The 19872-nt window shown below is 36.2% G+C and carries 17 protein-coding genes, 1 tRNA gene and 1 other annotated feature; of the genes, 11 read left to right on the forward strand and 7 right to left on the reverse strand.

All coding sequences use genetic code 11. The features are described 5' to 3' along the window. The first annotated feature begins 601 nt into the window (after positions 1-601). The 3 genes from HFD15_RS05445 to plsX all read left to right on the forward strand — a co-directional run bounded on the left by HFD15_RS05445 (position 602) and on the right by plsX (position 4275). Positions 602-2239, forward strand: coding sequence for an ABC-F family ATP-binding cassette domain-containing protein (locus HFD15_RS05445; RefSeq protein ID WP_014570333.1), 1638 nt, complete (start codon positions 602-604; stop codon positions 2237-2239). A 125-nt stretch (positions 2240-2364) separates the two neighbouring features. Next, the gene (locus HFD15_RS05450; RefSeq protein WP_003132241.1) at positions 2365-3177 is read left to right on the forward strand and encodes a Cof-type HAD-IIB family hydrolase; all 813 of its coding nucleotides are present in this window, start codon (positions 2365-2367) and stop codon (positions 3175-3177) included. Between the two features lie 102 nt (positions 3178-3279). Then, complete coding sequence (gene plsX / locus HFD15_RS05455) at positions 3280-4275, forward strand: phosphate acyltransferase PlsX (RefSeq protein ID WP_010905085.1); 996 nt, start codon at positions 3280-3282, stop codon at positions 4273-4275. A 468-nt stretch (positions 4276-4743) separates the two neighbouring features. Here plsX and HFD15_RS05460 read toward each other — a convergent pair whose 3' ends face one another. Continuing rightward, positions 4744-6057 carry an APC family permease gene (locus HFD15_RS05460; protein ID WP_023163567.1) on the reverse strand — a complete coding sequence of 438 codons (1314 nt, stop codon included), beginning with the start codon at positions 6055-6057 and terminating at the stop codon, positions 4744-4746. A gap of 160 nt (positions 6058-6217) precedes the next feature. Further along, complete coding sequence (locus tag HFD15_RS05465) at positions 6218-6655, reverse strand: OsmC family protein (protein ID WP_003132235.1); 438 nt, start codon at positions 6653-6655, stop codon at positions 6218-6220. Between the two features lie 162 nt (positions 6656-6817). After that, positions 6818-7052: a binding site (T-box leader), on the forward strand. A gap of 104 nt (positions 7053-7156) precedes the next feature. On the opposite strand from HFD15_RS05465, the gene trpS reads away from it, so the two are divergent. The 8 genes from trpS to lpdA all read left to right on the forward strand — a co-directional run bounded on the left by trpS (position 7157) and on the right by lpdA (position 16475). Continuing rightward, positions 7157-8182, forward strand: coding sequence for a tryptophan--tRNA ligase (gene trpS / locus HFD15_RS05470; RefSeq protein ID WP_003132233.1), 1026 nt, complete (start codon positions 7157-7159; stop codon positions 8180-8182). A gap of 116 nt (positions 8183-8298) precedes the next feature. Beyond that, positions 8299-8949, forward strand: a complete 651-nt coding sequence (locus HFD15_RS05475) for an HD domain-containing protein (protein WP_021723190.1) — start codon at positions 8299-8301, stop codon at positions 8947-8949. A gap of 80 nt (positions 8950-9029) precedes the next feature. Continuing rightward, positions 9030-9875 carry a glycerophosphodiester phosphodiesterase gene (locus tag HFD15_RS05480; RefSeq protein WP_021469892.1) on the forward strand — a complete coding sequence of 282 codons (846 nt, stop codon included), beginning with the start codon at positions 9030-9032 and terminating at the stop codon, positions 9873-9875. 199 nt (positions 9876-10074) lie between these two features. Next, positions 10075-11076 carry a lipoate--protein ligase gene (locus HFD15_RS05485; protein ID WP_010905078.1) on the forward strand — a complete coding sequence of 334 codons (1002 nt, stop codon included), beginning with the start codon at positions 10075-10077 and terminating at the stop codon, positions 11074-11076. 88 nt (positions 11077-11164) lie between these two features. Continuing rightward, positions 11165-12289, forward strand: coding sequence for a thiamine pyrophosphate-dependent dehydrogenase E1 component subunit alpha (locus HFD15_RS05490; protein WP_010905077.1), 1125 nt, complete (start codon positions 11165-11167; stop codon positions 12287-12289). Between the two features lie 2 nt (positions 12290-12291). Beyond that, positions 12292-13272: an alpha-ketoacid dehydrogenase subunit beta gene (locus HFD15_RS05495; protein WP_010905076.1), complete on the forward strand. Its 981-nt coding sequence runs from the start codon at positions 12292-12294 to the stop codon at positions 13270-13272. Beyond that, positions 13265-14863, forward strand: a complete 1599-nt coding sequence (locus HFD15_RS05500; protein WP_021723187.1) for a 2-oxo acid dehydrogenase subunit E2 — start codon at positions 13265-13267, stop codon at positions 14861-14863. Before HFD15_RS05495 ends, HFD15_RS05500 begins: the two co-directional genes overlap by 8 nt. Before the next feature lie 193 nt (positions 14864-15056). After that, a complete protein-coding gene (gene lpdA, locus HFD15_RS05505; RefSeq protein ID WP_010905074.1) occupies positions 15057-16475 on the forward strand; it encodes a dihydrolipoyl dehydrogenase in 1419 nt (472 codons plus the stop codon). Between the two features lie 70 nt (positions 16476-16545). Here the strand turns inward: lpdA and HFD15_RS05510 are convergent, their stop codons facing one another. The 5 genes from HFD15_RS05510 to HFD15_RS05530 form a co-directional block, all read right to left on the reverse strand. After that, positions 16546-16719 carry a helix-turn-helix transcriptional regulator gene (locus tag HFD15_RS05510; RefSeq protein WP_021214949.1) on the reverse strand — a complete coding sequence of 58 codons (174 nt, stop codon included), beginning with the start codon at positions 16717-16719 and terminating at the stop codon, positions 16546-16548. Between the two features lie 113 nt (positions 16720-16832). Continuing rightward, positions 16833-17588 (reverse strand): DNA repair protein RecO, encoded by a 756-nt coding sequence (recO, locus tag HFD15_RS05515; protein WP_003132217.1) that lies wholly within the window; start codon positions 17586-17588, stop codon positions 16833-16835. Between the two features lie 98 nt (positions 17589-17686). Further along, entirely contained in the window at positions 17687-18862 is a 1176-nt protein-coding gene (locus HFD15_RS05520) for a pyridoxal phosphate-dependent aminotransferase (RefSeq protein ID WP_058208720.1), read from the reverse strand. Positions 18863-19012: 150 nt separating this feature from the next. Next, positions 19013-19085, reverse strand: a tRNA-Lys gene (locus HFD15_RS05525). Positions 19086-19326: 241 nt separating this feature from the next. Further along, on the reverse strand, positions 19327-19848 hold the full coding sequence (locus HFD15_RS05530; RefSeq protein ID WP_058208721.1) for a GNAT family N-acetyltransferase: 522 nt from the start codon (positions 19846-19848) through the stop codon (positions 19327-19329). Positions 19849-19872: the final 24 nt, after the last annotated feature.

Genomic DNA, 19872 nt, shown 5'->3' on the forward strand with positions numbered 1-19872 from the left:
ATTAGGTAGTCTATTTTCAATTCTACTGTTTATTTATGTTGTAAATATTTCTGTAGATGCCAAAGAAAGTTAGGAGAAGGATAAAATATGAATAAAAACTATTTATAGGAGCCTTAATTTTTTAGTCCTAACATTATTTATTTGGGGATAGGAATTCCTGCCGTGCTTATCTTTAATCAGTTGGGATATTCTTCAAATGTTTTCATAACATTTATCGAATTTAATGGAATTGGTTTTGTGGCTTTAGCTATTTCAATTATTTTATTCATTAAAAATAGCGATAAATAAAAAAATGAGCGGTAACCAGCCGCTCATTCTTTTGTTTAGGAGTAAACTTTATGAAAAATTTTATTGGAATAAATATATTATAGTCACCCTGACTTAAGTAATGCTAAAATTACGCTAAATTGAAACTAAACTTCGTCTTTTTGTAAGAACATGAATGAAAAACTTGTCAAGATTTATAAAAAAGTGGGCTTTATAAAGTCCAAGATTTATGATAAAATAAGGGCAGAATGCTTATTTTTTAGCACAAAAGTAGTCAAACTACTTTATCGAAAAATATTTGAGAATTTTTCTCATCAATAAAAAAGGAAAATACATGCTTACAGTATCTGATATTTCATTACAATTCTCTGACCGCAAGCTTTTTGACGAAGTAAACATCAAGTTTACACCGGGAAACTGTTACGGTTTAATCGGTGCCAATGGTGCTGGTAAATCAACTTTCTTGAAAATCTTGGACGGTGAAATTCAACCAACAACAGGTCACATCTCAATGGGGCCAAACGAACGCATGTCTGTTCTTCGTCAAAATCATTACGATTACGAAGATCAAACACCACTTGATGTCGTGATGATGGGGAATGAAAAACTTTTCGCCATTAATCAAGAAAAAAATGCCATTTACATGAACCCTGATGCGACAGATGATGACTTCATGAAAGCTGCCGAACTTGAGGCAGAATTTGGTGAAATGGGTGGTTATGAAGCCGAAGCTGACGCTGCTCGTCTTTTGCAAAACCTCGGCATTAAAGCTGAACAACATACAGATTTGATGGCCAATTTGACTTCTGGCGAACACGTTAAAGTCCTTCTTGCTAAAGCACTTTTTGGTAAACCTGATGTGCTTCTTCTTGACGAACCGACCAATGGACTTGATATTCAAGCGATTGCTTGGCTTGAAGAATTTTTGATTAATTTTGAAAATACCGTTATCGTTGTTTCCCATGACCGTCACTTCTTGAACAATGTTTGTACTTACATGGCAGACCTTGACTATGGTAAAATCAAACTTTACCCAGGGAACTATGATTTCTGGAAAGAGTCTTCTGAACTTGCTCTTCGCTTGCAAGGTGACCAAAACCGTAAAGCTGAAGAGAAAATTGCCGAGTTGAAAGAGTTTATCGCTCGTTTCTCTGCTAATGCGTCCAAATCAAAACAAGCAACATCACGTAAGAAAATGCTTGATAAAATTGAAGTTGAAGAATTCGTTCCTTCATCACGCAAATATCCATTTGTTGGTTTTGAACAAGAACGCGAAATCGGTAATGATTTACTTCGTGTAGAAAATCTTTCAGTTGCGATTGAAGGAGAAATGATTATCGAAAATATTTCATTCATCTTAAATCCTGGTGATAAGACCGTATTTATTGGTCAAAACGATATTCAACAAACAACGTTACTTCGTGCTTTAATGGATGATGTAGAAGATAATTGGACCGTAACTGGCGATATTAAATGGGGAGTTACATCTTCTCGTTCATATCTTCCAAAAGATAATACCAAAGATTTTGATACAAGTGACTCTATTCTTGACTGGTTGCGTCAATTTGTATTGACAAAAGAGGAAGACGATAATACTTACCTTCGCGGTTTCCTTGGACGTATGCTTTTCAAAGGTGAAGAATCTTTAAAAGCTGTCAATGTCCTCTCAGGGGGAGAAAAAGTTCGTGTCATGCTTTCTAAAATGATGCTTCAACGAGCTAATGTGCTTGTTCTTGATGACCCAACTAATCACTTGGATTTGGAATCTATTTCTGCACTTAATGATGGTTTGAAATCATTTAAAGGCTCAATCCTCTTTGCTTCACATGACCATGAATTCATTAATACTATTGCCAATCACATTGTTGTTCTTGGTAAATCTGGTGTCATTGACCGTATTGGTGAAACTTATGATGATTTCTTAGATAATGCAGAAGTACAAGAAAAAGTAAAAGCACTCTGGGCTGATTAAATTTATTATTATTTAGTTCGTTTACACTGTTGTGTAAACCAAGTTTACAGTTCTGTCAGTAAAATTTACTGACAGAATTCATTTTCGTCCACTGTTAGCGCTAACAGTGGACTGGGGGAGAAGTCATGAATCAAAATTTAAAACTTTTTGCGACAGATATGGACGGAACTTTTCTGCGCAATGACCATTCGTATAATCACAAAAAACTCGCTGAAGTAATTAAAAAAATTCAAGATAGAAATCTTCTTTTTGCTGCTTCTTCTGGACGTTCTTTACTTGGTTTGATTGAGGTTTTTTCAGAATATAAAGATCAAATGGCTTTTGTTGCTGAGAATGGTGGAGTTGTTGCTTATAAAGGAGAAATTCTCTTTGCAAAAGATTTGACTGTTGCTCAAACTCAAGAATTAATTGATGACTTGCAAGAGATGCCGTTTAGTCCCAAAAATGACTATTTAATTTCTGGCCTTAAAGGTGCTTATTATCCTGAAGGTATTTCTAAAGAATACCTTACTCATGCAAAACTTTATTACCCTAACTGTCAACTTTACCATCGCTTAGATGAAATTGATGACAAATTGCTCAAGGTTACAACCAACTTCCCCGAAGACCACGTCCGTGACTGTGAGCAATGGATTACAGACAGACTCTCTTTCGTAAGGGCAACAACAACTGGTTTTACTAGTATTGACATCGTGCCAAATGGTATTTCTAAAGCTTCTGGTTTGGCACATTTGTTAGCACATTTTAACTGGCTCCCTGAAAATTTAGCTGTTTTTGGTGACCAAATGAATGATTTGGAAATGTTTGAATACGCTGGTTCTTCTTTTGCTGTCAGTAACGCAGCGCCTGAAATTCTTGAACTAGCTGATAAAGTCATTCTTTCTAATGACGAAGATGCTGTACTGGTTGAGATTGAAAATATTTTAAATGAAGAATAATTTTATTCAATAGATTTCCTATTGTGAAAAAAAGTGACTATCTGGTCACTTTTTTTGTTATAATTTTAATGAGAGATTATTTGATTTGGAGAAAATAAAAATATGAAAATTGCAATTGATGCAATGGGAGGAGATTTTGCTCCCGAAAATATTGTCAAAGGTGTAAACTTGGCAAAGAAAGAACTTTCTGATGTTACCTTCCAACTCTACGGAGATGGGGCAAAAATTCGTCAATTTTTAGACGATGAAACAAATATTGAGATTGTTGAAACAACTGAAATCATTGATTTTCATGATGATCCAGTTGCTGCCATTAAATCAAAAAAAGACAGCTCACTTGTCCGAGCTGTGACTGCTGTGAAAAAAGGAGAGGCTGATGCAGTCTTGTCTGCCGGCTCAACTGGTGCACTTTTAACCGCCGGCTTACTTTTGGTTAAGAGAATTAAGCAAGTGTCACGTCCAGCCTTGATGTCAACCTTACCGACAGCTGATGGTCGCGGTTTTGATATGCTTGATTTGGGAGCAAATACTGAAAATACGGCCCACCACTTAGTTGATTTTGCCATTTTGGGTTCATATTACGCTGAAAATGTTCGCGGCATCAATAAACCACGTGTTGCTTTGATTTCTAATGGTGCCGAAGAATCTAAAGGTTCGCCAACTGTCAAAGAAGCGCATGAAATTTTGTCAGCTATGTCTGAAATCAACTTCATCGGAAATATTGAATCTCGTGATTTACTTTCAGGTGGGGCTGATGTTGTAGTAACCGATGGTTTCACGGGAAACGCCATTTTAAAAGCGATTGAAGGAACAGCAACTGTTCTCATGAAAGAAATAAAATCAGCCATCATGGCTGGTAGTGTCACCACTAAAATTGGTGGGGCTCTAATTAAAAAACCTTTGTCTGTACTTAAAGATTTGATGAGTACAGATGGAGCTGGTGGAGCTGCTTTTGTTGGTCTTAAAGCACCTGTTGTTAAAGCTCACGGAAATTCAAGTGAATTGGCGATTGCCTCTGCCTTGAAACAAATTCATAAAATGTTGGAATCAGATGTTTCTGGTAAATTAGTCGAACATTTTGAAAAAATGGACAAATAAAAAACTCGGGAAACCGAGTTTTTTTTACTGACAGAATTGAGCTGTCAGTATTTTTTATCTACCATTTATACTTCGTACCGAAATAGTTAAAGATAATCATATCAACAACTAAAATTATCATCATAAAATTATAAGGAGACTCTTTTTTCAAAAAAATAGAATAAATAAACAAAATTACAAAGAGTGGAATAAAAATCCAAGCCCAAAAAACTTTTTTTCTGATAAAACTTTTCGGGTAATGGTTTTCTCGATTCATTTTTGTCCTTAATGAAAAAAACTAAAACTAGTCCAATTATTAAAGCAGTAAAACTAGCATTTGTATTGAATGACTGGGGATGAATTGCAAAATTAGACCAATTATTAAAAAAATACTGCTCAACAACCAAAATGTATATTCTTTTTTTGTCATATTTTTCTCCTTATTTTACTGACAGCTTTCTTCAGTAAAATAAAATTTCTAAAAATTACTTACAAACGTTTAACAGTATTGACATCTGCTCCTTTTGACTTTTCTTGGTGTTCTTTGAGCCATTTTTCACGTTCATCATCATCTAATTTAACGACAAAATAAATCATAACAAGTAATATCAAGATTCCTAAACCTAAAATTAGGACGGATAAAGTAAAGCTTGTCAGTAAAACCAATGAAAAGAGAACCGAACCAATTCCAATCAAAAGGAATTTTTTCTTAATGTTAGCAAGTCCAGTTGATAAATATTGAACAAAACTCATAAAGACAGTCAGCCCACTCAGAAAAACATAATTTCCACTCAAAAAGAGAGCTATTCCACAAACTGTCGTCAAAATAATTGCCCAAGTGGGGGTTCCAAAGCGATTATTTTTAGAAACAAACATAGGCACATCTTCATGAGCCTGAGCCAAACTGGCTAAAATTGTTGGTGTATTAAAAGTGGTCGCAACAATAACACCAAAAATTGAAAAACATATTCCGACAACAAAGAGCGGAATTCCAATGCTACCCACGATTTTACTAAAAGCTGTTGCCGCAGGCACAAGTGTTTTAGTCAGTTCTGGCCCCAATGCCCCAATGGTAATGGTTTGAATAATCAGATAAACAGCCAAACAGGTTAACATGACAAGGGACATCATTTTTGGTAAATTTTTTGCTGGATTTTTCATTTTTTCAGCATTCACCGGTAGAAATGAAAAGCCGGTGAAGAAAAAGAATACAGTACCGTAAGCTGACAGAAATCCTTTAAAGCCACCTAAATTTGCTGACGAAGCTGTCAGTAAATTTGGACTTGAAAAATTAAGACCACGTACCAACCATAGACAAGTAAAAATAAAAACAAGAACTAAGACAATTTTCACAAAAGAAGTCAGATTGTCTAAACCAGCAATAATTGAACTCCCAAAATAGGAGATGATTCCTAGGGCTAAAATAATAATGATACCAATTAACCGACTATTAAGATTTGGAAGAATCATTTTCATTGCTGTCAGTAAAGCCGAAACCTCTGTAGCTAGTGTCACTGTACCTAGCAACCATGTCACCATTCCCACAATAAAGCCTGGAAAACGCCCAAAAGTTTCTTTAGCATAAACAAAAGCTCCACCATTTTTTGAATAAATTTTACTCATGTTGGCATAAGCAAAAGCAATCACAAAAATCGATAAACCAGCACATAAAATAGCCAGTAAACTCCAAATTCCTGCATCTTCATAAATTTTGCCAGAAAGTAAGAAAATTCCTGAACCAATAATGGAATTCACACCCAACAGAAAAATGGCTGCCGGTGATAATAATTTATTTTCTTTCATTGAGACCCCACTTATTTTAATTAAGTTAAGACTTTGTTAAATTTATTGTTAGTTAAATTATATCAGAAAGGCCTCATTTTTCGTCATTATTTCACCAGTTTATGCAAAAAACTAAGCTATTCATTGATAACTTAGTTTTTCATTTATTCTATAAAATAGACTAGCCTAAAGTTGCTTCAAGTTCAATATCGACTCCTGACAGAGCCTTAGATACTGGACAGCTTTCCTTTACTACTTTGGCAATTTCTTGAAAATCAGCTTCAGAAAGTTCTGGTACCACTGAACGATTAGTCAATTTAATTTTTGTAATCGCTGGACCATCTGCTGTTGCTTCAAAAGTAACATCTGCCGTTGTGTCAATAGAAGTTGCTACTAAGCCTTTTTGTCCTAAAACCATTGAGAATGCCATACTAAAACAGGCTGCATGAGCAGCTCCCAAAAGTTCTTCTGGTGTGGTAATATGAGCTTGACTTTCTGAACGTGCTTTGAAATTATAGGGAGTTTCTGTAAAAATTTGAGAACTTTCAGCAGAAATTGTGCCAAAACCATTTTCTAAAGTGTCCTCCCAATGTGCTGATGCAGTAGAGATATTTTTCATTTTTTTCCTCCTTAATAGAACTGTGCAATTGCTTTATGAATTTAATACTTAAGTTGTATTTGTAATTCTCTCTTGTAATTTGAGTATATCTTTTTGCAATTGTGAATTCAAGCAAATTGATTTTCTACTTTTTAAAGTTTGACAGTTCATTACAAAAAGTGTAAAATTTAAAACAACAAGAAAGTAACTTTGATTTTGAAATCTTTAGGAAGTTGGTGGTTGTGCAAACCAACGTTTTCAGCAAAGTGAATGGGCTTGTGATTAACTAATAAATTTGATTTAAAAAAATAAAGAATCACGGCCGCTTCCGTTACAGAGCAACTTGTTTTTTGACAAGTTCTAAGAAAATCATTTGATTTTAAATTTACGGTGGCACCGCGCTCAAAGCGCCCGTAGGACTTTTTATAGTTCTATGGGTGCTTTTTTTATTTTTTATTTAGTGTAAACCAATTTACACTCTTCAATAATCAATCTAATCCAAACACACATAAGGAGAACAAAATGACAAAACCAACTATTTTAACTGGAGACCGTCCAACAGGAAAACTTCACATCGGCCACTATGTAGGCTCTTTGCAAAATCGTGTCAAAATGCAAAATGAAGATAAATACAATATGTTTGTCTTTTTAGCTGACCAACAAGCTTTAACTGACCATGCAAAAGAACCTGAACTCATTCGTCAATCTGTCGGTGATGTTGCCCTTGACTACTTAGCAGCAGGACTTGACCCTGAAAAATCAACCATTTTCATTCAAAGTCAAATTCCTGAACTGGCTGAACTTTCAATGTATTATATGAATTTAGTTTCACTTGCCCGCCTTGAACGCAATCCTACTGTAAAAACAGAGATTGCACAAAAAGCTTTTGGTGAATCAATCCCTGCCGGCTTTTTAGTGTATCCAGTTTCTCAAGCTGCTGATATTACTGCTTTTAAAGCCACTCATGTTCCAGTCGGAAATGATCAAAAACCAATGATTGAACAAACACGAGAAATTGTTCGCTCATTTAATAATGCTTATCACACAGATGTTTTAGTTGAACCAGAAGGAATTTACCCTGAAAATGAAGCTGCTGGTCGTTTACCTGGACTTGACGGAAATGCCAAAATGTCTAAATCTCTTGGAAACGGAATTTTCCTTGCTGATGACATGGACACACTCAAGAAAAAAGTGATGTCAATGTATACTGACCCTGACCATATCAAAGTTGAAGATCCTGGTAAAATTGAAGGAAACATGGTTTTCCATTATCTTGACGTTTTTGGTAAAGCTGAAGATGCAGAGCAAATTGCTGAAATGAAAGCCCAATATCAAGCGGGTGGTCTTGGTGATGTGAAAACAAAACGTTTCCTTCTTGATGTTCTTGACCGCGAACTTTCACCAATCCGTGAACGTCGTATTGAGTTTGCACAAAATATGGACTACGTATACGACATGCTTAAAGCAGGCTCACTTAAGGCCCAAACTGTAGCCAGTCAAACTCTTGATGAAGTTAAGTCTGCAATGGGAATCAACTATTTCAAATAATTCATTTTCAAATTTTACTTCCTTAGCCTTACTAATCTTGAGGATTTACCAGTTTACACTATTTGCTTTTAGTTGACACTGGTGTAAACTCAAGTCATTTATTTTGGAGATTTAACTTGATTGATTTAAAGAAAATTAAAAGATTTGCTCAAGAAATTCATGATAAAAATAATGATGGACATGGCTTTGACCATATTGAACGGGTCGTTGCTCTTGCTCAAAAAATTTTACTGACAGAGCCGTCAGCAAATCAAGAACTTGTTCTAGCAACTTGTTATTTACATGATACTTATGATGAAAAATTAACAGATGATGTTCCTAAACAAAAAGCTAAAGTTGCGCAATTTTTAAATGAGCTTAAAATTGATAAAAAGCTCATTGATGAACTTTTTATGATTATTGACAACATGAGTTTTTCAAGTAATTTAATTGAGAGAAAAACACTCTCTTTGAATGGACAAATTGTACAAGATGCTGACCGCCTTGATGCAATGGGAGCTTGGGGAATTGTAAGGACACTTGAATATGGTTGGGCAAAAAATCGAGTCTTTTATGACCCAAATCTGCCACCTTTAGATTACAATTCTAAAGAAGACTATCATAGTCAAAAAAATAACTCCACACTCAATCATTTTTATGAAAAATTATTTTTGTTAAAAGATTTATTAAATACAACCGAAGGAAAAAGACTAGGCGAAAAGCGTGATAAAATAATGCACCTTTTTGTCAGCCAAATTGAAGAAGAATACAAGGAAACTCATTTTTAATTTTTACTGACAGACCCTATCAGTGCTTCTTTTATGGCCTTGTCAGTAAAAATCATTCCCAAATCGAAAGGAAGTGACTAATGTCTGGCTTCACAAAAATAGTTTTTAAACTTCATAATTTTCTTGACAGAAATAAAATCAAAAACAATTTGAAATTCAAGCCAAGCCTCACTTCTAAAACATTGGTTTTTGCTCATCGTGGTTCTAAATCCAACTGTCCAGAAAATACATTGGCCGCTTTTCATGAAGCTGTTCGTGTCCATGCTGACGGAATTGAGCTTGATGTCCACTTATCACTCGATAATGAATTAATTGTTATTCACGATGAGAAAATTGACCGGACAACAAATGGTAAAGGTCTTGTCAAAAATATGAATGCTATAGATTTAAAGAAATTTGATGCTGGTTCTTGGTTCAATCCAAAATTTACTGACGAAAAAATTCCAACTTTGTCAGAGGTTTTAAAATTACTTACAGACCTATCATTTACTGGTTATTTAAATATCGAAATTAAAACTGACAAATTTGACTATCCCGGAATTGAAAAAAAACTCTCAGACTTAATGACAGAAACTAAATGGCCCTTTAGCTATATTTATAGTTCGTTTAATTTTGATTCATTAAAAAAAATACACACTTTTGATTCAAAGGCTGAAGTTAATTATCTGACAAAAAATCTTTTGACCCTAAAAAGTCATTATAAAGGCAGCTCAACAGATTTTATTTCAGGAATTCATCCCCGAAGAACCTACGCCTTCAAGCACCCACTTCTTCTCAAAAGTTCAAAAAGACCCCTTCGTCTTTGGACAGTTAATCAAGAAACAGAAATACGACAAGCTTTTCAACAACATGTAGCTGGAATCATCACCGATTTTCCGGAACGTGCCCTCGAAATTCGTCGAGAAATCCAAGACCAGTCAAAATAGACTGGTCTTTTTTTCATCTATCACAAATGATATCTATTTCACAATATTTTGAGGTGAAAATCACATAGTACAGTAATTGTAAGCGTAAAGCATTTCTCTTTACATTTTGTTTCACAAAGGGTATAATTAAATCGTGCGTGTTATTTTGTCAAACTTGTTTGACAAAATAAGCACAAGGATTTGGAAGGGATGCATAAACATGCAATTTATTAACTATCTAGGTCAAGACGCTTACACAAATATCGCGATGGACAGCTGGCTACTTTATCACCTAAAACCAACTGAGCCTGTTTTTGCTTTATGGCAAAATAAACGTGCAGTTATTGTGGGGCGCAACCAAAACACTTTTGCTGAAGTGAATCAAGACTACATTGACAGTCATGATGTTCAAGTTGTTCGTCGAGTATCTGGCGGTGGTGCAGTTTATCATGATGAAGGAAACATCTGTTTCACATTTTTTGTTCCTGTCGAAAATTCTGGCTCTGTCAACTTTAAAAAATTTGTTCAACCGATGTATGAAGCACTCCATGCTGTTGGAATCAAAGCTGAAATTACTGGACGCAATGACCTTGAAGTTGAGGGTAAAAAGATTTCGGGAAATGCCCAACGCTATGCTGGAGGTTATTTGATGCATCACGGAACCCTCCTTTGGGACACTGATGTTGAAGCAATGATTCGTTCTCTCAATGTTTCTGATGAAAAATTTGTCAGTAAAGCGGCTAAATCAGTTCGCGCTCGTGTGGGAAATATCAAAGATTTTGCCCCTGAGGACTTAACCTTAGATAGTTTTATTGACGCATTAAAATACTATCTCACAGACGAAGGAAAAGATGGTGAATTAGTTTTAACTGATGACCAACTTAGCTCAATCAAAAAAATACGAGATGAGCAATTTGCAACTTGGGATTGGAATTATGGCGAATCACCAAAATTCTCCTTCCAAAATCACGCTAAATTTACTGGCGGAGCCATTGATATTCAAGTCAATGTTGAAAATGGTAAAATCACTGAAATTAATTTCCAAGGAGATTTCTTAGGCGTTCGAGATTGGCGAGATATCAAAGAGCAATTTATTGGTCTTGAATTTGAACCTTCAGCAATTCTTGAAGTCCTTGAAACAAATAAAGAAGGACAATATTTTGGAACAATTCAAAATACTGAACTTTCTGAAATGTTCAAAGCTGACTACCGAACAGATTAAGTTATTTCACAAGCATAACCTTAGGAAATTTCTCCAAAAAATGATAAATTTCTAATTATAGACACATAAAATAGAAAGGGAATCTATTATGTCAAATTCAGAACAAATCTTAGATTTCAAAGCGCAGCTAGAACTGCAAGACACTACATTTCCAATGCTTCAAATTCTTAACGAAGAAGGAAAAATTGTTGACGAAGATGGTCTTAAACGTGCAGGACTTTCTGATGAAAAACTCGTTGAACTCTTTAAAAGTATGCTTTTTGCACGTCAAGTTGACATTCGTTCAATGAAATTAGCTAAACAAGGACGTATGGGATTCTTTGGACCTCACGCTGGTCAAGAAGCTTCTCAAATGGCCTCATCATTCGCTTTCACTGACGAAGACTGGCTCTTCCCAGGTTACCGTGACTTGCCACAAATTTACGCAAAAGGTTGGCCAATTTGGAAAGGTCTTCTTTGGTCTCGTGGACATCAACTTGGTAATGAGTACACTACCGATGATGGTAAACCTGTAAACTCATGGTTCCCACAAATTATCATTGGTGCTCAATACGTTGAAGCCGCTGGTGTCGCACTCGGACTCAAAAAACGTAAAAAAGATGCTGTAGCTTTCGTTTACACAGGTGATGGTGGTTCTTCACAAGGTGATACTTATGAAGGAATTAACTTTGCTGGAGCTTATAAAGCCCCACTTGTTGCCTTTATCCAAAATAACGGCTATGCAATTTCGACACCTCGTAGTCTCCAAAGTGCCGCTCCTCATTTAGCTGCTAAAGGTTGGGCCGCAGGTGCTCCTTCGATCGTAGTTGATGGAATGGACGCGATTGCTATGTATCTTGCTTCTAAAGAAGCTCGTGCTTGGGCAGTAGCTGGAAATGGTCCAGTTGTTATTGAAGCAATTACAAACCGTTTAGAACCACACTCAACAGCTGGTGATGACCCACTTCGCTATCGTACTAAAGAAGACATTGAAGCTTGGTGGAAAAAAGAACCTCTCGTTCGTATGCGTAATTTCCTTACTGAAAAAGGACTTTGGGATACAGAGAAAGAGGAAGCTTATATTGCTGAACTTGATGCAGGTATTGATGCCGACATTAAGAAAGCCAACAATGTTGAAAAACAAAAAATTTCTAGCTTCATTAAAAATACACTTGAAGTGCCAAGCCAAGCAATGGCAGAACAAATTGCAAAATTTGAAAGCGAGGGCAAATAAGAATGGCAGTAAAAACTTATATTGCAGCAATTACAGAAGCGCTTGATTTGGCGCTTGAAAAAGATAAAGATGCACTCATTTTTGGTGAAGACGTTGGACAAAATGGTGGGGTTTTCCGTGCTACTGATGGTCTGCAAGCAAAATATGGAGAAGAACGTGTTTTCAATACTCCACTTGCTGAATCAGGAATTGGTGGAATGGCAATTGGTCTTGCAACACAAGGTTTCCACCCAATTATGGAAATCCAATTCGGAACCTTTATCTTTGAAGTTTTCGACTCAATTGCTGGACAAATGAGCCGGACACGTTACCGTTTTAATAACACACGTTCAAATAATATTGTCGTGCGTACACCTTATGGAATCGGAACTAAAACGCCTGAAATGCACGCGGATTCAATTGAAGGGCTATTTTCACAAATCCCCGGAATTCGTGTTGTAATGCCTTCAAATCCAGCTGATGCTAAAGGATTATTGCTGGCTTCAATTGAAAATAACGACCCTGTTATTTTCCTTGAAAACCTTCACCTTTATCGCTCACTTAAAGGTGAAGTTCCTGAAGGTTACTATACTACACCACTTGATACTGCTGCAGTCGCTAAAGAAGGATCTGATGTTTCAATCATTGCTTATGGTGGAACAGTTCCACTTGCTCTTAAAGCTGCTGAACAACTCGAAAAAGATGGAATTAAAGCTGAAGTCCTTGACCTCAGAACAGTTGCTCCTCTTGATATTGAGTCAATTGGTAAAACAGTTGAAAAAACTGGGCGTGTGGTCGTTGTTCAAGAAGCTCAACGTACAGCCGGTATCGCAGCGAATGTCATGGCCGAAATTTCAGAACGTTTTGTTTTGAACCTTAAAGCGCCAATTGGACGTGTTAGTGGTCCTGACTCAATTTTCCCATTTGCACAAGCAGAAAATGACTGGGCAGTTAAAGCTGAAGATATTGTGAATAAAGTTAAAGAGGTGGTTGACTATGACTGAGATTTTTAAAATGCCTGATATTGGTGAAGGAATGCACGAAGGAGACATTGCCAACTGGTTAGTTAAAGTTGGAGATGTTGTTAAAGAAGATGACCCAATTGCTGAAGTACAAAATGATAAACTTATGCAAGAAATTCTCTCTCCTTATTCTGGTACCGTAACAAAACTTTTTGTTGAAGCTGGAACAACCGTAGAAGTTGATTCTCCTTTGGTTGAGTTTGATGGTGACGGTTCAGGCTCTTCTGCAGCTGCTCCTGCTCCTCAAGAAACAGCTGGTTCTGATACTGCTACAACTGATGCACCTTCTGGAGAAGCTCAAATCTTCACGATGCCTGATATTGGTGAAGGAATGCATGAAGGAGATATCGCCAACTGGTTAGTTAAAGTTGGAGATGAAATTAAAGAAGATGATCCTGTTGCAGAGGTTCAAAATGATAAACTCATGCAAGAAATTCTTTCTCCATATTCTGGAAAAGTCACTAAACTTTTCGTTGAAGCTGGAACGACTGTAGAAGTTGGGGCTCCTTTAATTGAATACAATGGAAATGGGGCTGCTCCAGCAGCTGCTAGTCCTGCTCCAGTCGCAGAAGCACCTAAAGCAGCTAGTCCTGCAAGTCCTGCAAATGCTCCGTTGACTAAAACAACTTCTACTGGTCACATTCTTGCGATGCCTTCTGTTCGTCATTATGCACGCAAGGCTGGTATTGATTTAAGTCAAGTTCCTGCAACTGGTCGTCACGGTCACACAACGTTGGCCGATGTTAAAGCTTTTGAATCTGGCAGTGTCGCTCCTATCGCTCAAACAACACCAGAAGCCGCTCCAGCACCTAAGGCTGATAAACCAGCTGCTCCTGTTGCTGAAAAAGCGCCAAGCGTTAAAGCAGGAGCTGGTGATCGACGTGAAGCAATGAATCCAACTCGTAAAGTTGTTTCTAAAGTTATGACTGCTCAACATACACACATTCCCCCAGTGACAAACTTTGACCAAGTTGAAGTTTCTAAACTCGTGAAACATCGTGCTGTCTTTAAAGAAATTGCTGCAAAACAAGATATTAAATTAACCTATCTTGCTTATGTTGCTAAAGCTTTGGCTACTACTGCTCATAAATTCCCAGATATCAATGCTTCTGTTGACTATGAAAAACAAGAAATTGTTTATCACGAACATGTCAACCTTGGAATCGCTGTAAATGCTCCAACTGGTTTGTACGTTCCAGTGATTCATGAAGCTGAAACTAAATCAATTCTTGAGATTGCTAAAGAAATCGCTGAATTAGCTACTGCTACACGAGAAGGAACACTTAAACCTCAACAAATGCAAGGTTCAACAATTACAATTTCAAATATTGGATCTGCTCGTGGTTCTTGGTTTACACCAATCATTAATGGTTCTGATGTCGTAATTTTAGGACTGGGTTCAATCGTTAAAGAACCAATTGTTAATGGTGAAGGCGAAATTGTTGTCGGACAAAACATGAAATTGTCTATGACTTATGATCACCGTTTGATTGATGGAATGTTGGGTCAAACATCACTTAACTACTTGAAATCTCTATTGGCTGACCCTGAGTTCATGCTTATGGAAATCTAATAGGCTGTAATAAATGGTGCTAAAGCATCTATTTATTACAGGCGTGTCTCCTAGAGGATACTCGCTAATTGTCTTATTAGTAAAGGAACGAAAAAATATTTTTTTCGTTTCTTTCTGTCATAGATTTAAAAAACTAGTTTACAGTATTGTAAATTCAAGTTGACACTAATGTTTACAAGAAAGAGGATATATTATGGTTGTTGGTGCACAAGCAACAGAAGTTGATTTGGTTGTTATTGGTTCAGGCCCTGGTGGTTATGTTGCAGCCATCCGTGCGGCTGAACTTGGTAAAAAAGTTACAATTATTGAAAAAGATAATGTTGGTGGGGTTTGTTTAAATATTGGTTGTATCCCATCAAAAGCATTGATTAATATTGGTCATCATTACCAAGAATCTTTGGAGGAAGAAAAAGGAGAAAATCCTTTTGGTCTTTCTGTCGGAAATGTTAAATTAAACTGGGAATCTGCCCAAAAATGGAAACAAGATAAAGTTGTCAACCAGTTGACAGGTGGCGTTAAAATGCTACTTAAAAAACACAAAGTTGACGTGATTCAAGGAACTGCAGAATTTATTGATAACAATACAATAAATGTTGAACAAGAAGATGGGTTCCAACTTTTGCAATTTAATGATGTGATTATCTCAACTGGTTCACGTCCTATCGAAATTCCTTCTTTCCCATTTGGTGGTCGCATTATTGACTCTACTGGTGCTTTGTCACTTCCAGAAGTTCCTAAACATTTGATTATTGTTGGGGGAGGAGTTATTGGTTCTGAGCTTGGTGGAGCTTACCGTATGCTTGGTTCTAAGATTACAATTGTTGAAGGTTTGGACCACATTTTAAACGGGTTTGATAAAGAAATGTCTGATATCATTGCTAATCGCGTTAAATCTGCTGGTTCTGAAATCTTTACTTCAGCAATGGCTAAATCAGCTACTCAAACTGATAAAGATGTAACTTTGACTTTTGAGGTTGATGGAAAAGAACAAACAGTGACTGGTGATTACTTACTCGTTTCTGTTGGACGTCGTCCAAATACTGATTTAATCGGCTTGAACAACACTGATGTTAAATTGACTGACCGTGGTTTGATTGAAGTTGATGATTCTTATGCAACTAATGTTCCTCACATTTATGCAATCGGTGATGTGGTTCCTGGTCCAATGCTCGCTCACAAAGCTTCTTTCCAAGCTAAAGTTGCTGCTGCTGCGATTGCTGGAGCTGAGGACGACGTGGACTTACACGTTGCTTTGCCTGCTGTAGCTTATACAACAACTGAATTGGCAACAGTTGGAGAAACGCCTGAATCAGTTAAAGACCGTAAAGATGTTAAAATTTCTAAGTTCCCATTTGCTGCAAATGGCCGTGCCATTTCAATGAATGATACCACTGGTTTCTTACGTTTGATTACTGAAACTAAAGAAGGGGCCTTAATCGGTGCTCAAATCGTTGGCCCTGGTGCATCTGACTTGATTTCTGGTTTATCACTAGCGATTGAAAATGGATTGACTTCTAAAGACATTTCATTGACTATCCAACCTCACCCAACACTTGGTGAAGCGATTATGGATACAGCTGAATTGGCTGATGGCTTACCAATTCACGTTTAATAAAATTAAAAATCACTGACGGATTTGTCAGTGATTTTTTCTATGGATAAATTTACTAACGGAAAATCTGTCAGTAAATTTTTGTAAGTGTGATATCAGATTTACCAAGTTCAAAACGTGAAACTTGTTGCTTTGAAGTAATAAAATTTGGTGAATTCTCATAATCTCCTGCAACTTTGGCTAATGACAAATTTTTCATTTCGCGAATTTCACGAAAAACTCTTCCCCATGATTTTGAGTCCATAAATTATCCTCATTTTTTACTGACAGAAATATTTAGAGGTTTCTGTCAGTAATTTTAAGTTTTCCACTGTGGATAAATTTACTGACAGAACTTCTAGCGACTTATCCACAGATTTATTTCATAATATCTGCCCAACCAGACATTCCGTCCAAGAATTTTTTGGATTTGAGATGAATTCCGACATATTCATCATAAAGCCCATCAATAAATTGACGAATTTTTAGTTTCATATCTGCTTTTATGGAGATTTTTTTGAGTTCATCTAAAGATATTTCTTGAAAAAGATTGACCAAATAAATCACATTTGGGTCAAGATGACTCCGTCGTAAATCTTCATCAAAATGTTGGGGACAAAGGCAGCCACTAAATTTATAAGAAAAATCAAAGGGTCCAACGGTTTTATGACAAAATGCACATTCTGAGAAGTTCAAAGAAATCCCAAAACGATGAAGAACTTGTAATTCAAAAATGTTAGTCACGACTTCCATATCAAATCCTTGATCTAAAAGCTCTAAACTTCGCTTTAGAAATCCATAAAGCCCTGGGTCGTATTGATTATCAGAAATGGCCGCATCAGCCAAACTTATGATATAAGAAGCATGAGCATTGATGAAAATATCTGAACTAATATTTTTATAAACGACCACTTCACTGACATCCTCGATAAAAGAAAATCCCCCGTCATTAATCGTTGCCGTCAATTTTCCATCAGTAAAAGCTTGTAAGGAACTAGCATAAGGCGATTTTCCAAAATTTTTGACAAAAAACATCCGTTTACCAAAAGACTCTGTAAAAATCTTGACCAATTTATCTTTTTCTTTGTAATTACGACTGTAAAGCACTAGACCTTGAGTTTCGGCATCACGCATGATTTTCTCCTTTCGATATTTTATTTCATTATATCAAAAAAATCACTGACAACTCTTCTAACTGTTATCAATGATTTTTAATTTTACTGACAGATTGCTCAGCCACGTTTTTTAGTCACATAATCCGTCAATCTTGCCATTGCTTGCTCAATCATATCCATTGAAGCCGCATAAGATAAGCGGACAAATCCTTCACCGTACTGACCAAAAGCGATACCAGGAATAATGGCAACTGCATTTTCTTTTGCAAAATCCACAGCAAATTTGAATGAATCTTGTTCTAAATCAGCTGGAATTTTTGCAAAAATGTAGAAAGCTCCATCTGGTTCAATAATTTTGAAACCAAGGTCTGACATCTTTTCAATAATATAATCACGACGTTTAAGATATTCTTTTTTCATCGGAAGAGCATCATCAGCACCATTTTTCAAAGCTTCAATCGCTGCAAACTGTGACTGAGTTGAAGCCGAAGTCACCAAATATTGGTGAGTCTTAATAATCTGTACCACTAATTCACGCGCTGCAAAGATTAATCCAATCCGCCAACCAGTCATCGCATGCGATTTTGATAAACCATTAAGTACGATTGTTTGCTCAGGTGCATATTCAGCAATTGACACATGCGGTTGGTCAGTATAATTTAGTTCAGAATAAACTTCATCAGCAATCACAAATACTTCATGCTTTTTCAAAACTTCAGCTAAAGCCTTAATTTGCCCCCGATTATAAGTTACCCCTGTAGGATTTGCTGGATAATTCAAAATAACGGCCTTAACTTTTCCCTCACGCTCGACAATCGCTTGTTCAAGCATCTCAGGCGTAAGAACAAAATCATTAGCTCTTGTATCAATTTCAACCAAAGAACCGCCAGCAAGCGTAATTAATGGCTCATAACCAGGATATGCAGGCGCGGGAATCAAAACTTCATCACCAGCAACCAAAATTGATAACAAAACACTAGAAATGGCTTCCGTTACTCCAACAGTAACTAAAATTTCATCTTCTGCTGCATAAGATAAACCATATTTTTTATTCATAAATTCACTAGCTGCCTGACGTAGTTCTAGTAAACCAGCCATTCCAGTATAATGACTTTGATTATTTTCAATCGCCGCAATCCCTGCTTGTTTAACATGCTCAGGCGTATAAAAATCAGGTTCTCCCAAAGTCAACTTAATAATATCAGGAATAGATGAAACCTGTTGGTCAAACTGACGAATCAATGAAATTTCAATTTTATCTAAATTAGGGTTAAATTTTTTTAATAAATCCATAAAACATCCTCTACTTACATCCTGTTCTACTGACAGAAATCTTTTGACAATATTATACACTATTTTCAGACTATTTACTTTACTGACAGATTTCTGTCAGTAAAAAAAGCACTCTAAACTTTTAAAAATTTAGAGTGCTTTTACTATTTATGGCTCGGCAGGGGCTCGAACCCTGGACCCATAGATTAAGAGTCTACTGCTCTACCAACTGAGCTACCGGGCCAACTTATAAAAAGTTGAATATTTTGTGACCACTTCTAGAATTCTAAAATTCTGTGGTAGTAATGATAAATTGCTTCGCAATTTTTCTATCCGCAACCTTGAAGCAGTGCTTCAAGCCAACTGAGCTACCGGGCCAACTTACTAGCTTATTATACCGATTTATAGACCAAAATGCAAGAATTTTTATTATTTAAGTCTTAAATATAGAGTTACTAACAAAGAGTTTTAAACTCAATTGTTACTTAGTTAAAGGCTTCTGAGTAGTGAATTACTCCTGATTTTCCTTCTAAGCCACCGTCAGTTAATTCTTTAATCATAAAGTTCTCATCAGAAACTTCAAAAGGTGCTTTGATTTGATATTGACTTGCTGGTACATAACCAAACTTAGGATAATAAGTTTCATGACCTAAAATACTAATAAACGGATAATCCAAAATTTTTGCTCTTTTTTCAAGTTCCAATAATACTGCTGCCCCAATTCCTTTACCTTGGTAAGTAGTTAAAACATCAAGAGGAGCTAAGACCAAACCTTTGAATTTTTGTGAGTCACTTACTATCTCTACCTCACTCAAAAGACCGTAACCAACGATTTTACCATCTTCAAAAGCAACAATTTCCAAATCTTTGATATAACCTTCTTCATTACGAATTTTATCAACAAGTTCAGCCTCATTACCATAACCATGTTCTGACTGACTAAAAGATTCACGAATAAGTTCAGTAACTTCTTTATAGTTTTCCAAATTTATTGTTTTAATTATCATTATCTTCCTCTCCTAATAAAATCT

The organism is Lactococcus sp. EKM203L, assembly GCF_011800585.1.
GTDB lineage: Bacteria > Bacillota > Bacilli > Lactobacillales > Streptococcaceae > Lactococcus > Lactococcus lactis.

Coding starts and splice junctions, on each gene's coding strand:
- lpdA (WP_010905074.1), top strand. CDS start 15,057: ATGGTTGTTGGTGCACAAGCAACAGAAGTTGATTTGGTTGTTATTGGT.
- HFD15_RS05510 (WP_021214949.1), bottom strand. CDS start 16,719: ATGGACTCAAAATCATGGGGAAGAGTTTTTCGTGAAATTCGCGAAATG.
- HFD15_RS05530 (WP_058208721.1), bottom strand. CDS start 19,848: ATGATAATTAAAACAATAAATTTGGAAAACTATAAAGAAGTTACTGAA.
- trpS (WP_003132233.1), top strand. CDS start 7,157: ATGACAAAACCAACTATTTTAACTGGAGACCGTCCAACAGGAAAACTT.
- HFD15_RS05495 (WP_010905076.1), top strand. CDS start 12,292: ATGGCAGTAAAAACTTATATTGCAGCAATTACAGAAGCGCTTGATTTG.
- HFD15_RS05485 (WP_010905078.1), top strand. CDS start 10,075: ATGCAATTTATTAACTATCTAGGTCAAGACGCTTACACAAATATCGCG.
- HFD15_RS05520 (WP_058208720.1), bottom strand. CDS start 18,862: ATGGATTTATTAAAAAAATTTAACCCTAATTTAGATAAAATTGAAATT.
- HFD15_RS05445 (WP_014570333.1), top strand. CDS start 602: ATGCTTACAGTATCTGATATTTCATTACAATTCTCTGACCGCAAGCTT.
- plsX (WP_010905085.1), top strand. CDS start 3,280: ATGAAAATTGCAATTGATGCAATGGGAGGAGATTTTGCTCCCGAAAAT.
- HFD15_RS05490 (WP_010905077.1), top strand. CDS start 11,165: ATGTCAAATTCAGAACAAATCTTAGATTTCAAAGCGCAGCTAGAACTG.
- HFD15_RS05460 (WP_023163567.1), bottom strand. CDS start 6,057: ATGAAAGAAAATAAATTATTATCACCGGCAGCCATTTTTCTGTTGGGT.
- HFD15_RS05480 (WP_021469892.1), top strand. CDS start 9,030: ATGTCTGGCTTCACAAAAATAGTTTTTAAACTTCATAATTTTCTTGAC.
- HFD15_RS05450 (WP_003132241.1), top strand. CDS start 2,365: ATGAATCAAAATTTAAAACTTTTTGCGACAGATATGGACGGAACTTTT.
- recO (WP_003132217.1), bottom strand. CDS start 17,588: ATGCGTGATGCCGAAACTCAAGGTCTAGTGCTTTACAGTCGTAATTAC.
- HFD15_RS05465 (WP_003132235.1), bottom strand. CDS start 6,655: ATGAAAAATATCTCTACTGCATCAGCACATTGGGAGGACACTTTAGAA.
- HFD15_RS05500 (WP_021723187.1), top strand. CDS start 13,265: ATGACTGAGATTTTTAAAATGCCTGATATTGGTGAAGGAATGCACGAA.